General features: G+C 75.1%; 15 protein-coding genes. 9 read left to right on the top strand and 6 right to left on the bottom strand.

Going from position 1 to position 13,870, the window contains the following annotated elements; all coding sequences use genetic code 11:
• Positions 1-180 precede the first annotated feature (180 nt).
• The 3 genes from ACIP4Z_RS24720 to ACIP4Z_RS24710 are packed head-to-tail and all read left to right on the top strand — an operon-like array spanning position 181 to position 2,317.
• A complete protein-coding gene (locus ACIP4Z_RS24720) occupies positions 181-960 on the top strand; it encodes a glycosyltransferase family 2 protein (protein ID WP_401311788.1) in 780 nt (259 codons plus the stop codon).
• Positions 957-1,646, top strand: coding sequence for a DUF2064 domain-containing protein (locus ACIP4Z_RS24715; RefSeq protein ID WP_401311517.1), 690 nt, complete (start codon positions 957-959; stop codon positions 1,644-1,646). Before ACIP4Z_RS24720 ends, ACIP4Z_RS24715 begins: the two co-directional genes overlap by 4 nt.
• The gene (locus ACIP4Z_RS24710; RefSeq protein ID WP_355339190.1) at positions 1,643-2,317 is read left to right on the top strand and encodes a class I SAM-dependent methyltransferase; all 675 of its coding nucleotides are present in this window, start codon (positions 1,643-1,645) and stop codon (positions 2,315-2,317) included. The genes ACIP4Z_RS24715 and ACIP4Z_RS24710 overlap by 4 nt, the downstream gene beginning before the upstream one ends.
• 47 nt (positions 2,318-2,364) lie before the next feature.
• On the opposite strand, the gene ACIP4Z_RS24705 is transcribed toward ACIP4Z_RS24710, so the two are convergent.
• From ACIP4Z_RS24705 to ACIP4Z_RS24695, 3 genes are all read right to left on the bottom strand, one after another.
• Positions 2,365-2,802: a hypothetical protein gene (locus ACIP4Z_RS24705; RefSeq protein WP_391163659.1), complete on the bottom strand. Its 438-nt coding sequence runs from the start codon at positions 2,800-2,802 to the stop codon at positions 2,365-2,367.
• Positions 2,803-2,868: 66 nt separating this feature from the next.
• A complete protein-coding gene (locus ACIP4Z_RS24700) occupies positions 2,869-3,390 on the bottom strand; it encodes a hypothetical protein (RefSeq protein WP_401311513.1) in 522 nt (173 codons plus the stop codon).
• Positions 3,387-4,544, bottom strand: a complete 1,158-nt coding sequence (locus tag ACIP4Z_RS24695; protein ID WP_355339199.1) for a molybdopterin-dependent oxidoreductase — start codon at positions 4,542-4,544, stop codon at positions 3,387-3,389. The genes ACIP4Z_RS24700 and ACIP4Z_RS24695 overlap by 4 nt, the downstream gene beginning before the upstream one ends.
• 189 nt (positions 4,545-4,733) lie before the next feature.
• Between ACIP4Z_RS24695 and ACIP4Z_RS24690 the strand changes: the two genes are divergently transcribed.
• Positions 4,734-6,221, top strand: a complete 1,488-nt coding sequence (locus ACIP4Z_RS24690) for a glycosyltransferase 87 family protein (protein WP_401311510.1) — start codon at positions 4,734-4,736, stop codon at positions 6,219-6,221.
• A 173-nt stretch (positions 6,222-6,394) separates the two neighbouring features.
• The gene (locus tag ACIP4Z_RS24685) at positions 6,395-7,645 is read left to right on the top strand and encodes a M14 family zinc carboxypeptidase (protein ID WP_355339205.1); all 1,251 of its coding nucleotides are present in this window, start codon (positions 6,395-6,397) and stop codon (positions 7,643-7,645) included.
• Here ACIP4Z_RS24685 and ACIP4Z_RS24680 read toward each other — a convergent pair.
• On the bottom strand, positions 7,614-8,189 hold the full coding sequence (locus tag ACIP4Z_RS24680; RefSeq protein WP_401311507.1) for a GNAT family N-acetyltransferase: 576 nt from the start codon (positions 8,187-8,189) through the stop codon (positions 7,614-7,616). The genes ACIP4Z_RS24685 and ACIP4Z_RS24680 overlap by 32 nt on opposite strands.
• Before the next feature lie 175 nt (positions 8,190-8,364).
• On the bottom strand, positions 8,365-9,768 hold the full coding sequence (locus tag ACIP4Z_RS24675; protein WP_401311504.1) for an MFS transporter: 1,404 nt from the start codon (positions 9,766-9,768) through the stop codon (positions 8,365-8,367).
• 361 nt (positions 9,769-10,129) lie between these two features.
• On the opposite strand from ACIP4Z_RS24675, the gene ACIP4Z_RS24670 reads away from it, so the two are divergent.
• The gene (locus ACIP4Z_RS24670) at positions 10,130-11,071 is read left to right on the top strand and encodes a helix-turn-helix transcriptional regulator (RefSeq protein ID WP_401311501.1); all 942 of its coding nucleotides are present in this window, start codon (positions 10,130-10,132) and stop codon (positions 11,069-11,071) included.
• 68 nt (positions 11,072-11,139) lie between these two features.
• Positions 11,140-11,397 carry a lipopolysaccharide assembly protein LapA domain-containing protein gene (locus ACIP4Z_RS24665; protein WP_391049575.1) on the top strand — a complete coding sequence of 86 codons (258 nt, stop codon included), beginning with the start codon at positions 11,140-11,142 and terminating at the stop codon, positions 11,395-11,397.
• A 130-nt stretch (positions 11,398-11,527) separates the two neighbouring features.
• On the opposite strand, the gene ACIP4Z_RS24660 is transcribed toward ACIP4Z_RS24665, so the two are convergent.
• Complete coding sequence (locus tag ACIP4Z_RS24660; protein ID WP_391049577.1) at positions 11,528-12,019, bottom strand: GNAT family N-acetyltransferase; 492 nt, start codon at positions 12,017-12,019, stop codon at positions 11,528-11,530.
• An 89-nt stretch (positions 12,020-12,108) separates the two neighbouring features.
• Here ACIP4Z_RS24660 and ACIP4Z_RS24655 point away from each other — a divergent pair, with 89 nt between their 5' ends.
• Positions 12,109-12,921, top strand: coding sequence for an exodeoxyribonuclease III (locus tag ACIP4Z_RS24655; RefSeq protein ID WP_391163676.1), 813 nt, complete (start codon positions 12,109-12,111; stop codon positions 12,919-12,921).
• 112 nt (positions 12,922-13,033) lie between these two features.
• Entirely contained in the window at positions 13,034-13,771 is a 738-nt protein-coding gene (locus ACIP4Z_RS24650) for a Mut7-C RNAse domain-containing protein (protein WP_355339223.1), read from the top strand.
• Positions 13,772-13,870 lie beyond the last annotated feature (99 nt).

Below are 13,870 nucleotides of genomic sequence, written 5' to 3'. Positions count from 1 at the left end.
CCCTTGCGTCTCCGTAGGGTGATCCGTGTGACCAAGCCATCGCCCACCGTGGCCGGCGTCCCCGGCGTCCCCGGTGACGTCCGGTCCGCCGTCCCGGCCGACCTCCGCCCGGACGCCCGCCTCGATGTCCGTGCCGGCTCCCGCCCCGGCCCCCGTCCCCCCGCCGTCGCGGACGTCGTCCTGCCGTGCCTCGACGAGGCCGCCGCCCTGCCCTGGGTGCTGGACCGCGTTCCGCCCGGCTGGCGCGCGATCGTCGTGGACAACGGCTCCACGGACGGCTCCGCCCGGATCGCCGCGGAACACGGCGCGTACGTCGTGCACGCGCCTGTACGCGGCTTCGGCGCCGCCTGCCACGCCGGACTGCTCGCCGCGACCGCCGACGTCGTCTGCTTCTGCGACTGCGACGGCTCCCTCGACCCGGCGCTGCTGCCGACCGTTGCGGGGCCGGTGCTGGACGGCGCCGCCGACCTGGTGCTCGGCCGCCGCCGCCCCACCACCTTCCGCGCCTGGCCGCCGCACGCCCGGCTGGCCAACCTCCAGCTCGCCCGGCTGCTGCGCCGCCGCACCGGTCTGCGCCTGCACGACCTCGGCCCGATGCGGGCCGCCCGCCGCGAGGACCTGCTCGCGCTCGCCCTCACCGACCGCCGCTCCGGCTACCCGCTCCAGATGGTGGTCCGCGCCGCCGACGCGGACTGGCGGATCCGCGAGACCCCCGTCCCGTACGCGCCGCGCACCGGCCGCTCCAAGGTCACCGGCACCTGGCGCGGCACCTGGCACGCGGTCCGCGACATGACGGCGGTGCTGAACGAAAGAGCCGGTGACCTTGGAGCGGCCGGTGGCGAGATGGCCGGTGACGGGAGAGCCGCTACCGAGCAGGCCGGGAACGCGACGGCCGGCAGCGAGTCGGCCGGTCACGCCACCGCGGGCACCGACTCGACGGTTACGGCGGGTGCCCGATGAAGGCCGCGACGACGCTGCTGGTGATCGCCAAGTCGCCGGTGGCCGGGCGCGTCAAGACCCGTCTGACGCCGTACTGCACGGCCGCCGAGGCCGCCGTCCTGGCCGAGGCGGCGCTTCGGGACACGCTGGCCGCGGGCCTCGAACTCCACGTGAGCCGACGGGTGTTGGTCCTGGACGGCGCTCCGGGACCGTGGCTGCCGGACGGCTACGAGGTCGCACCGCAGACCGGCGGCGGCCTGGACGAACGACTGGCCGGGGCCTTCGCCCTGTGCAAGGGACCCGCGCTGATGGTCGGCATGGACACCCCCCAACTCACCGCCGCCCTGCTGGAGTCCGCGCTGCGGCCGGACGCCTGGGACACCCGCGACGCCGTCTTCGGACCCGCCGCCGACGGCGGCTTCTGGGCGCTCGGCCTCGCCGAACCCGCCCGCCCCGACCTCCTCCTCGGCGTCCCCATGTCCACGCCGCACACGGGCGCCGTCCAGCGTGCCCGCCTCACCTCCGCCGGACTCCGCGTCCACGACCTCCCCCTGCTGCGGGACGTCGACACCCCGTCCGACGCCGCCGACGTCGCCGCCCTGGCACCGGCCACGCACTTCGCCGCGGCCTGGCGCCGCCTCGCCCCCATGAGCCGTCCCGCCACAGCCACCGCCACCGCGCCCGCCGCCGCCGGTGCCGCCCGGTGACCACCTCCGTACCCGTCGCGCGGTCTGCCACCGCGACCACCTGGGGCGGCGATCCGTACGCGCGCGCCCTGGTCAGCGGGCGCGGGCCGCTGTTCCTGCGGCGGGAGGACGGCTGGCTGCTGCCGCTCGAGGTCGAGCGCTGGTGCGCACCGCCGGACGCCGCCGACCGTACGATGCTGCGCCGTTGCCGTGGACCGGTGCTGGACATCGGCTGCGGTCCCGGGCGGCTGGTGGCCGCCGTCGCCGGGTACGGGGTGCCGGTCCTCGGGCTCGACGTGAGCCCCGCCGCCGTGGCCCGCACCAAGGGCGCGGGCGGCGCGGTCCTATGCCGCTCGGTCTTCGACCGCCTTCCCGCGGAGGGCCGTTGGGGCACCGCGCTGCTCGCCGACGGCAACATCGGCATCGGCGGCGACCCGCACACCCTCCTCGCGCGCGTCCGCGAACTCCTCGCCCCCGGCGGCCGGTTGCTCGCCGAGGCCGCGCCGCACGAGGTGGACGAGCGGGTGACCGTACGGGTCGAGGACGCCCACGGACGGCAGGGCCGCGACTTCCCGTGGGCCCGCCTCGGCCCCCTCGCGCTGCGCGCCGCCGCGCGCGCCACCGGCTGGTCGGTGGCGGAGGAGTGGTCGACGTCGGGCCGCCGCTTCGCCGCTCTGGTCAGCGTGCGGTAGGCGCGTGACGGCTCGCGCAGCGGCGTCCCGGCACGGAGCCCGGTACGTCAACTCGGCGTCAGCGTGGCCTCCATGACCCGGTAGCGGCCGGACGGGATGTCGTTGTCCATACGGATCCGCAGCGTGCCGGGCTCACCCGCGTCGACCGCGATGCGCCAGATCCACCCCTCGGCGTACTCGCCCTCGACGTCGATGCCGTGCGGTCCGGGCGTGCCGTGCATCAGCAGCGGGGCGGGCTGCTGATGCCAGGAGTCCGCCCACAGCGCGGTGAGCCGGGTGTTCTCGTCGGTCGCGCCGACGGTGAGCATGCCGTCCTGCGGTCCGTCGTCCGGGTGCTGCCAGGTGTAGGTGACGCAGGCCAGGTGACCGGCGGCGCCGAGGACGACCCGGGCGCCGGCCGGGGCCTCGTGGAAGGGGTCGGTGGGCATGAGCCGGAAGCCGGACCGTCCGTGCCAGACGCCGGGGACATCGGGGAATACCGTCATGCCCCCATCCTGGACTCCCCGGCGCCGGGCCGCTCGAAGGCGCGGTCCCGGGGCCGGAACACGAGGTCAGCGGAGCCCGCGCGCCGTGCGTCCCACCGCGGCCACCCCCGCCCTCCCGGCCGCTCTCAGCCGTGGACCCGCACCGCGTACCCTCCGCCCCAGTTCGCGCCGCCGCGCCCACCCCCGGCGGCCGACCGCCCAGCAAAGGGCGAGGGCCAGGACCGTACCCACCGCGATCGCGAGGCCGCGCGGATAGTCCAGGGGGAGGACGGACGGGTTGGCCGTCGGGCGCGGGCGCAGGAGCACGGGCAGGGCGATCAGGACGAGGCTGCCCGCGACGACGAAGGGCCACCGCGGACGGAGGCCGGGGCGGGTCGCGGCCAGGGCGCCGAGAGCGAGGACGGCGGGGACCAGGACACCGTCGTGGAGCACGACGGCGCCCACGAGCCACTCCACCACCGCGGGCCAGTCCGAGATATGAGGGTCCGTCAGGAGCAGTTTCGCGCCGAAGGCCATACCGGCGAGGCCGACGGCGCCGACGCCGTACCGCAGGAGGGTCGCCGGGCGTACGGCGGTGGGGCGTCTCATGTCAGCACCTCGAGACGGGTGACCCATTTGGTCTGGAGGACGCCCGGCCGGTTGGGGGCGATGATCCGGGCGGGGAAGCCGTGGTCGGGGGAGAGGACGTCGCCGTTCAGGGACAGCGCCAACAGGGTCAGCGGGTCGCGGGCGTAGAGGTCGCCCATCTCCATCACGGCGTAGGCGCCGTGCTGTTGGAGCGAGACGACGCGGACCCGCGCGTGGTGCGGGGCGCCCGCGCGGTCGAGGAGGTCGCGGATCCGGATGCCCGACCAGTGCGCGTTCTTGCTCCAGCCCTCGACGCAGGCGATCGGCAGCACCACGGAACGCTGTGGCAGCGCGCGGAGTTGAGGCAGCGTCAGTTCGTACGGGCGCGGGCCGCGTACGGTCAGACGCCAGTCGGCCAGGCGCGCCGCCGTGATGCCCGCGGCGGCGGCCGTACGGTTCACCGGCAGGTGCTGCGGGCCGTGGTCGGGGTGGCGCGGGGCCAGCAGGTCGAGGTCCTTGAGCGGGGTGAGGCTCTGCCCGACGGTCGTCACCGTCACGGCGCCGACCGCCGCGCCCACCGTGGCCAGGAAGGCCCGCCGGTCCCGGCCGTCGGCGGCGGGCAGCCGCAGCGTGCCCGGTGAGCGGCGCCACCAGTGCGCCGCGATCTCCGGCGCCTTCACCGCGATGTGCAGCGCCAGCGCGCCCACCACGACCCACGCCAGCGCCCAGTGGGCCGGACGGAAATTCCACGGCCAGGGGTACCACTGCACGGTGTTGAGCAGGCCGGTGACCAGTTGCAGCAGCGTCGCCGCGACCAGGACCAGGATCGACAGCCGCTCGAGCCCGTGCAGTACGGATCGCAGCGGCGGCCAGGCGAACAGCCGCGGATAGACCGTCCACAGCTTCGCCAGCACCAGCGGGATCGCGGCGATGCCGGTCGCCACATGCGTGCCCTGGGTCAGCCGGTAGCCCCAACTCGGGCGGCTGGGAAGGTGGTTCACCGCCCAGCTCGGCGGCTGCTGCAAGTAGTGGCTGACCAGCCCGGTCACGAAGCACACGACCAGCGCCGCCCCCAGCACCCGCCCCAGCGACACCGCCGTCCGCGCGTCGTGCAGCCGCCCCCTGAACGCGCCCTCCCGAAGCGGCCCCACCCGCGCCCACGCCGGAAACAGCACCGCCGCGGGCCGAGCGTGGGGCGTCGGGGCCCGCGGGGCGGGCCGTGCGGGAGGCGGAGGAGGTGTATCGGTCATGAGGCCATCTCACCCCCGCCGAGGCCCCCGCAGGAGCGCGCGACTCCTTACGGAACGCGTACGTCGCAGCGGTTCGGCTCCCGCTCGCCACGACCGGATGCGAGCGTGTGACCTGTGGGAATCCGTACCTCGCTCCTCGCCGCCCCCCGCAGGGCCGCCGCCGGCACCACCCCCGGCACCACCCGCCCAAGCGGCGCCGACACCGCGCCCCCGCGCCGCGGCCGACCGGCGACCGCTCTCGTCGCCCTGCTCCTCACCGCCCTCGTCGCCGTCGTCGCGGCGACCCTCGCCGTCGGCGGCACCGAAGGCCGTCCGGACCGCCTGCCGTACTGGTACGCCGCCGCGTGGGCCCTGTTCGCGGCGGCCCTCCTCGCGCTCCGCAAGGTGCCGCGCCGCGCCGCGACCGTCCTCGTCGCCGCCGGAGGCGTCGCTCTCGCCCTGACCGGCCTGGCCACGGCCCCCCGCACCAGCAACGACATGTACCGCTACGCGTGGGACGGCGCGGTGCAGGCGTCGGGTGTCTCGCCGTACGCGTACCCGCCGAACGCGCCGGAGCTCGAACGGCTGCGGGAGCCATGGCTCTTCCCCCGCCAGGCGGACGGCCACTGCGCGGACTGGACGCAGATCCCTACCACCGCCGGTGACTGCACGCGGATCAACCGGCCCTCCGTGCACACCATTTACCCGCCCGTCGCCGAGGGCTGGTTCCTCGCCGTGCACGCGCTGTCGCCGCCGGGCACCCGGTACAAGCCGATGCAGGCCGGCGGCGCGCTGCTGGCCGCGGCGACCACGGGCGCGCTGCTCCTGGCGCTGCGGCGGCGCGGCGCCGACCCCCGCCGCGCCGCCCTGTGGGCGTGGTGCCCGATCGTGCCCGTGGCGGCCGTCAACGACGCGCACATCGACACCCTCGGCGTGCTCCTGACCGTCCTCGCGCTCGGTGCGACCGCGCGGCCCGTGCGCCGCGGCGCGCTGCTGGGCGCCGCCGTCGCGGTGAAGCTGCTGCCCGCCCTCGCCGTGCCCGGCGCGCTCGCCCGCCGCACCCCGCGCGAGGCGCTCCGCGTCCTGCTCCCCGCCGTCGCCGTAATCGTTCTGGCCTACCTGCCGTACGTCGTCGCGTCCGGCGGCGGGGTGCTCGGCTACCTGCCCGGGTACCTCCAGGAGGAGGGATACGAGCCGGGCAGCGTACGGCGCTTCGCCCTGCTGCGACTGGTGCTTCCGGACGGCGCGGCGGGCCCGGCCGCGATCGCGGCCGTCCTCGCGGTGGTGGTGTACGTACTGCGGCGTGGGGACCGGAACCGGCCGTGGAGCGGGGCCCTGCTCGTGACCGGCACCGCGCTGCTGCTGACCTCACCCTCCTACTACTGGTACGCGCTGTCGGTCGTCGCCCTCGTCGCGCTCGACGGCCGCTGGGAGTGGCTGGCCGTACCGCTGGCCGGACTCGCCCTCTACACCGGGAACGCGATGGGCGCCGGTGCCCATGGAAACGTGCTCCAGGCAACCGCGTACGGAGCCGCCGCATTGATCGTCGTCGCGGGCGCCGTTGTGCGCCGGAACACCTGCGGTAGCACCGTTGACACCCTGCCGCCGCCGTGTCGTACTTAGTGCTTGCCCGGCCGTTCAGCAGTGGCCCCTTCGGCACCCGCGATACGCGCACGCTCTGTGCCGCCGTCACCGAAGCCGCCCGACGGCCGTGGTGGACGGGGTCATGTGGGGGCTGTACCCGACGTCGTCACGCAGTCGCAGCCAGTACGCGCTTCGGCTTCTGGGGGAATGCGGTGGCGAGAGAGCACTATCCGACGACGGCCGAAGTCATCCAGGGCGCACGGCTGTTGACGTTGCGATATCCGAGACTGTGCCGACTGCGGGCTGTCGGCCGGTCGCGGGCCGGGCGGCCCCTGCTCATGCTGACGGTGGATCAGGCGGAGGGCGGGAGCGAGCGGAACGCGCTCGTGGTGGCGGGACCGCACGCCAACGAGGCGGCGGTCGGCGGTGCCACGGTGCTCCGGCTCGCGTACCAGCTCGCCGCCGAGCGCGAGGGCGGCCACGGCGACGGCACCGCCTGGCACTTCCTGCTCTGCATCGACCCGGACGGCGCGGTGCTCAACGAGCCCTGGCTGTGCGGGCCTTACACCCTGCGCGGCCACTACGAGCACTTCTTCCGGCCGTGCGCGGCGGAACAGCCCGAATGGCTGCCGCCGCCGGGAGCCCCCGACGCGTCGCTCCCCGAGACCCGCGCGCTGCTCGGCGTACTGGACGCGCTGCGCCCGGTGTTGCAGTGCTCGCTGCACGGCATCGACGTGGGCGGCAGCTTCGTGCAGCTCACCAGCGACATCCCCGGCGTGCCCGCGCGGATCGGCAAGTCGGCCGCCGAGCTGGACATCCCGCTGGAGAGCGGGTCCTCCGACGCCTTCCAGTGGCCGAGCCCCGGACCCGGCGTCTACGTGATGCCGCCGGACGGCGACCCCGCGACCGTCGGCGACGGCGCCAACTCCACCTGGGCGCACGCCCGCCGCTACGACGGTGTCACCGCCGTCGTCGAAGTGCCCATGTGGGCCTGCGACCGCACCGCCGACATCTCCCCGCACCCCGCGCCCGACCACGCGCTGCGCGTCGCGGGCGCGGCACTCCGCCGCGACCTGCCCCGCGTCGCCCGGGTCCTGGACAACCTCGACCCGCGCCTGGTCGGCGCGGACTCCCCGATGCTGCGCACCGTCAAGGAACTCGTCGGCATCGGCCCCCGGCTGTCCGCCGACTGGGACCCCGCCGTACGGCCGCCCGGCGCGCTCCCGCTGCCGCCGATGACCACCGCGCGCGTCACCAGCATCGAGGTCTACGCGCAGCGCGTCCCGCTGCGCGCCGCCGCGATGCTCCGCCGCGTCGCCGACGTCCCCCGCGTCACGCGCCTGGTGGACGAGTGGTGCGCGGCGTACGAGAGCGCCTACCGTCCGCGCTGGGTGCCGATCGCCGACCAGGTCGAGCAGCAGGCGCGCAGCGTCATCGCGGTGTACGAAGAGCTGCGTACATGACCACGTCCTTCAACTCCCCGCCGACGCGCGCCCAGTCGCGCAGCAGCCCCTCGCGCTGGTAACCGGCGCTCTCCGCGGTGCGCAGCGAACCGGTGTTCCACGGCTCGGCGTACAAGTCGAGCCGGGCGATGCCCAGTTCGTGCAGGCCCCACTCGGTGATCGCCTTCAGCGCCGAACCTGCGGCGCCCGCGCGGCGCGCCGAGGCGAGCACCCAGTAGCCGACCGTGGCGCGGTCCGCGCTGATGATGTCGAGCCCCACGTTGCCGACCGCGCACCCGTCGGACGCCCGCGCGATCACCATCGGGTAGCGGCCCGCCGCCGGCCGTCCCCACTGCCGCTCGACGAAGGCGATCCCCTCGGCGTCGCTGTAGACCGGCGGCACGGTCGTGATCAGCGGAATCAGCGGGTCCGTCGACGCCTCGCGCACCGCGTGCAGGTCGGCCATCGACCACGGGCGCAACGTGTAGTCGCCCGCCCCGAGCACCGGCGGTTCCCTGAGGTCGGTGAGGACGTCCCTGCGGTCCGAGCGGTGCCTGTGGTCCATGCGTCCGATGCTGCCAGCAGGGGGCGCGGCGGGCGAGTCCATGACGGACGTACGGGGCACGGGCGCGCGGCCGACCCTGGTCACCCGTCGCCGCCCCCGTGCCCCGCCACCCGTCCCTGCCCGTGCCCCCGTGCCCCGTCCCTGTCCCCGCGCGCCCCCGCGCCCCGCCCTCCCGTCACCCCCGCGCGCGGACGGGTTCACGCCCCTTCGGCGACCGCAGGAACAGCGCGGAGGCCACCGCCCCCGCCGCCACCAGGGCCGCGTTGACCAGTACGGCGAGCGAGATGCCGCCGAGGAGTACGTGCGGCGCCGCCGACGAGGCCGCGCCCGCGCGGGCGGTGACGACCGCGCTCATCACCGGGATGCCCAGCGTGATGCCGATCTGCTGCGTCATCGTGGCGAGGCCGGTGGCCAGACCCTGCTCCTCGTCCGGCAGCCCGGACGTCGCGGTGACCATGAAGCCGACGATCGCCAGCATGTTGCCGACACCGCCGACGAAGGTCGCCGCCAGCAGGAGCCCCAGCCATCCGCGGCCCTCCCCGAGCGGCACCAGCGACGCGGTGGCGACCGCCTGGACCCCGCCGCCGACGATCAGCGTCGCCCGCGTGCCGATCCGGCCGATCACCCGCGCCCCCAGCACCCCGCCCACGACGGTGCCCGCCCCCAGCACACCGAAGGCGAGACCGGTCGCGAGCGCCGAGAACCCCAGCACCTTCTGGAGGTAGAGCGTCATCAGGAAGACCAGCGACGTCTCCGTCACGAAGGCGATCAGCCCGGCCGCGTTCCCCCACATCACCGACCGGCGGCGCAGGAACCGTACCGGCACCAGCGGCGCCGGGGCCCGCCGCTCCACAGCGACGAAGGCGGCCAGCAGCGCCGCGCCCACCGGCAGGGCGGTCAGCGTCACCGGGGAGAGCCAGCCGCGCTCGCCCGTCGACGTGAAGCCGTAGACGACGGCGAGCAGCCCGCCGGTGACGGTCACCGCGCCGGGCACGTCGAGCCGGGGCCGCGCGGCGGGGCGGCTCTCGGCGATCAGCGCGGGCGCGGCGAGCAGCACCACGGCGGCCACCGGCACATTGACGAAGAACGCCCAGCGCCAGCTCAGCAGGTCGGTCAGCACCCCGCCGAGCACCGCGCCCGCCGTGAAACCGGCCGACATCAGCGCCCCGTTCAGACCGAGCGCCCGGTCCCGCAGCGGCCCCTGCGGGAACGACGTGGTCAGCAGCGCCATCCCGGCCGGGGTCACGGCCGCCGTCGCGAGACCCTGGGCGACCCGCGCCGCCAGCAGCATCGCCGGACCCGTCGCCAGCCCGCCCGCCAGCGACGACACCCCGAGCACCGCCATCCCGGCCAGGAACACCCGGCGCCGCCCGAACAGGTCCGCGACCCGGCCGAACAGCAGCGTGAATCCGGCGGCGGCCAGCGCGAACGCCGTCGCGATCCACTGGAGATTCGCCAGCGAGAAGCCGAGACCGCGGCCGACCACCGGCAGCGCCACGTTCAGGATCGAGAAGTCCACCGCGATCATGAACTGCGAGCCCAGCAGCAGCATCAGCGTCCAGCGCTGCCGCGCGCTCATCGGCGGCGGGCCGGACCTCGGGGCGGTGTCCGGTGCCCCGGCCCCGTCCGTCCGCGCTCTCCCCGTCCCGGCCGCGCGGCCCGCACCCGTCGTCGGTGCGGGTGCGGGTGCGGATGCCGGTGTGGGTGCGGGTGTGGATGTCGGCGTGGGTGTGGGTGCTGGTGTCGGTGTCGGTGGCGTCATCCTGCGGCCCTCCATAGCGGTGGTGCGGTCACCACGGAAGGCTCGTCGGCGGCGCGGCCCGTACCCAGACCCCCGTTCTTCGTACGCGGGCGGTGCCTACGCGGGCCGTACGTACGTCGGCGGTGCCTACCACCGGCAGGGTCAGGCTCCGCGCCGGGCGCCGGGGCAGACTGGACGCATGGACGGCACCGCGCGCACCCCCTCCGCACTGGGCGAATTCCTCCGCACCCGGCGGGCGCGGCTGCGCCCCGAGGACGTCGGCGTCGTCCCGTACGGTGCCCGGCGCCGCGTACCGGGCCTGCGTCGCGAGGAACTGGCCCAGCTCGCGGGCGTCAGCGTCGCGTACTACACACGGCTCGAACAGGGCCAGAGCGCCAACGCCTCGCAGGCCGTGCTCGACGCGCTCGCCACCGCGCTGCGGCTCACCGACGACGAGCGCGCCCACCTGCGCCACCTCGCGCGCCCCGGCCGCGCGGGACGCCGCGCCCCGCAGCGGGCCGAGACCGTACGGCCCGCCACGCGGCAGCTCATCGCCGCCATGGACGCGGTGCCCGCCGTCGTGATGGGCCGCCGCTACGACGTCCTGGCCTGGAACGCGCTCGGCCACGCCCTCACCGCGGGCCACCTCGACCCCGACGCGCCCGACCGCCCGGCCGACCGCCCCAACGCCCAGCGGATGCTCTTCCTCGACCCGCACACCAGGGAACTGCACCCGCACTGGGACGAGGAGGCCCGGCGCGCCGTCGCCTCCCTGCGGCTGGCGGCGGGCGAGGCGGCCGACGACCGCGGATTCGCCGAACTCGTCGGCGAGCTGTCCATGAAGAGTCCGGAATTCGCCGCCCTGTGGACCCGCCACCCGGTCAGCAACTGCACCACCGGCACCAAGACCTTCCACCACCCCGTGGTGGGCCGCTTCGACCTCGCCTTCGAGATGCTGCGGACCGGCGACGGCTCGGGCCACCGGCTGCTGCTGTTCAGCGCGGCGCCCGGCACCCCGGACGAGGCGGCGCTGCGCCTGCTGGCGGCGAGCGCCCAGGCGAGTACACACGGGAGCCCGTACGCGAGCACGCAGGTGAGCGCACAGGCGCGCGCAGCGGACGCGCTCACCCGTTCGGAGTAGTCCGCAGCCCGCCCCGGCGCCCCCGCACCGATCATGAACGCAAGGGGACAGCGCCGAACCGGGAGCAGGTGAGCGTGGTGAGCACCGAGAAGCCGCCGAGCGACAGCAGGTTCGGTTCGCTGGTGACCCCGGGCCGGGTGACCGTGGCCGTGCTCGCGGTCCTCGCCCTGATCTTCATCTTCGAGAACACCCGCGACGTCAAGATCCGGCTGCTGATCCCCGAGGTCACGATGCCGCTGTGGATGGCGCTGCTCGGCTGCTTCATCGTCGGCGCGCTGGCCGGGATGTACCTGCGGCGCGGCGGCCGCAACAGGGGCGGGCGCTGACGCCGGGACCTCGTGCGGGGCGCCGCGATCCGTGGGGTACGCGCGGGGGCGGTGCGATCAGCGGTTTGGACCGGCGGTTTGGACCGGCGGCTTGGACCGGCGGTTTGGATCAGCGGCTTGGACCGGCGGCTTACGGGCCCGGCGGCGCGACCAGCGGCTTGCCGAGGCACACGCTCAGCTCGTCGTGCCGGTAGTAGCCGAATTTCGGCACCGGCAGGTAGCCGCACGAGCGGTACAGCGCGATGGCCTCCGGCTGCCGCTGACCGGTCTCCAGCACCATCCGGGTCCTGCCCGCCGCCGCGGCCGTCCGCTCCAGCTCGGCCAGGATCGCGCGGGCGAGACCGCGCCCGCGCGCCCGCGCCACCACGAACATCCGCTTGATCTCCGCGTCGCCGTCCGCGTGCCCGTCGGGCGAGTCGTCCTGGGCGCGCCAGCCGCCACTGGCCACGGCGTGCCCGTCCTCGTCGTAGGCCAGCAGGTACAGCCCGCGCGGCGGGTCGAAATGGGCCGCGTCCATGAAGGTCGAGTCCCCGTCGCCGTACCGCTCCACGTACTCCTGCTGCACCAGGTCGCTGAGCTTCACCGCGTCGGGGTGGTCGTAACGCGTCGTTCTGATCTCCACGCCCGATATCGTACGTGCGCGGTCGTACGCACGTGCGGACGGGGGATACCGAAGCGGTCCAGCCGACCGGCCCCGGTATCGTCCAGCGCATGTCGACCACCGTCACCACCGTGAACGTCAACGGACTCCGCGCCGCCGCCAAGAAAGGCTTCCTGACTTGGCTGGAGGAGACCGAAGCCGACGTGGTCTGCCTCCAGGAGGTCCGCGCGGAGCCCGACCAGCTCACCGTCGAGCTGCGCGACCCGGCGGGCTGGCACGCCTTCCACGCGCCCTCCTCCGCCAAGGGCCGGGCCGGTGTCTCGCTGTACACCCGCGAGGAGCCCAGCGCCGTCCGCGTCGGCTTCGGCGCCACCGAATTCGCCGCCGCCGGGCGCTACCTGGAGGTCGACCTGCCCGGCACCGGACCCGGTCTGACCGTCGGCAGCCTCTACCTCCCCTCCGGCGAGGTCGGCACCGAGCGCCAGGCGGAGAAGGAGCGCTTCATGAAGGACTTCGCCGTCCACCTCGGCGCGCTCCGCGACCACGCCGCCGAAACCGGCACCCATGCCCTGGTCTGCGGCGACTGGAACATCGCGCACCAGGAAGCGGATCTGAAGAACTGGCGCGGCAACCGCAAATCCGCCGGCTTCCTCCCCGAGGAACGCGCCTGGCTCACCGAACTCTTCGGCCCCGCGGGCTGGACCGACGTCGTCCGCCGCCTCCACCCCGACGTCGAGGGCCCCTACTCCTGGTGGTCCATGCGCGGCCAGGCGTTCGACAACAACACCGGCTGGCGCATCGACCTCCAGGTCGCCACCGAAGCCCTCGCCGCCGCGGCCACCACCGCCGTCGTCGAGCGCGCCGCGAGCTACGACCAGCGCTGGAGCGACCACGCCCCGGTGACGGTGACCTACGACATCTAGGCCACGGCGGCGCGGCGCGCGCGTCACACCCCCGGCTCCACCGTCTCCAAGGCACTGACGAGCGGCGCGGAACTCCGTGGCCGGGCCCGGCGGGCGATGGCATGCTGAGTCCGTGAACGGACCGCACATCACCGTCAGTATCCCGGCTGAGCTGCACCTCTTCGTGGCCGCCGACCGGCGCCGCGAGGAACCCGGCGCCGTGGTCACCGACGGCACGTCGTCGCTCGGGCACGTCGTGGAGTCGCTGGGCGTGCCGCTCACCGAGGTCGGCGGGCTGTCCGTCGACGGCCGCGCGGTCCCGAACGCGCACGTCCCGGCGCCGGGCGAGGCGGTACGGGTCCACGCGGTCGTACGGCCGCAGGAGGTGCCGGGCGCGCCGCTGCGCTTTCTGCTCGATGTCCATCTCGGCACGCTGGCGCGGCGGTTGCGGCTGCTCGGGGTCGACGCGGCGTACGAGAACGAGGACATCGGCGACCCGGCGCTCGCCGCGCTCTCGGCGAGCGACCGCAGGGTCATGCTCACGCGCGACCGGGGCTTGCTGCGCCGCCGCGAACTGTGGGCGGGCGCGTACGTCTACAGCGACCGCCCGGCCGACCAACTGCGCGACATCCTCCAGCGGTTCGCGCCCGACCTCGCGCCCTGGACCCGCTGCGTCGCCTGCAACGGCCTGCTGACCCCCGCCGACAAGGAGTCCGTCCGCGACCGCCTGGAGGGCGGCACCGAACGCTCCTACGACGTCTTCGCCGCGTGCGCCTCCTGCGGCCGCGTCTACTGGCGCGGCGCCCACCACACCCGCCTCGAAGCCGTCGTCGCCGAAGCACTCCGGGACGCCGCCCCCACCCGCCACTGATCCCGCGCGCCACTGACCCCACCCGCCACTGACCCCCACCCGGCACTGATCCCGCGCGGACCGGCACCGCGCGGACCTTCACCGCGCGCCGGAGCCGCT

It is taken from the genome of Streptomyces sp. NPDC088910, assembly GCF_044749865.1.
In the GTDB taxonomy this organism is placed as follows: domain Bacteria; phylum Actinomycetota; class Actinomycetes; order Streptomycetales; family Streptomycetaceae; genus Actinacidiphila.
Note: the sequence above shows the minus strand (reverse complement) of the source record. Positions and strands in the feature narration are given on the sequence as shown.

What these genes read in the sequence shown, in the direction of transcription:
- ACIP4Z_RS24715 (WP_401311517.1), top strand. Translation starts at nt 957, where the DNA reads ATGAAGGCCGCGACGACGCTGCTGGTGATCGCCAAGTCGCCGGTGGCC.
- ACIP4Z_RS24705 (WP_391163659.1), bottom strand. Translation starts at nt 2,802, where the DNA reads ATGACGGTATTCCCCGATGTCCCCGGCGTCTGGCACGGACGGTCCGGC.
- ACIP4Z_RS24655 (WP_391163676.1), top strand. Translation starts at nt 12,109, where the DNA reads ATGTCGACCACCGTCACCACCGTGAACGTCAACGGACTCCGCGCCGCC.
- ACIP4Z_RS24700 (WP_401311513.1), bottom strand. Translation starts at nt 3,390, where the DNA reads ATGAGACGCCCCACCGCCGTACGCCCGGCGACCCTCCTGCGGTACGGC.
- ACIP4Z_RS24675 (WP_401311504.1), bottom strand. Translation starts at nt 9,768, where the DNA reads ATGAGCGCGCGGCAGCGCTGGACGCTGATGCTGCTGCTGGGCTCGCAG.
- ACIP4Z_RS24670 (WP_401311501.1), top strand. Translation starts at nt 10,130, where the DNA reads ATGGACGGCACCGCGCGCACCCCCTCCGCACTGGGCGAATTCCTCCGC.
- ACIP4Z_RS24680 (WP_401311507.1), bottom strand. Translation starts at nt 8,189, where the DNA reads ATGGACCACAGGCACCGCTCGGACCGCAGGGACGTCCTCACCGACCTC.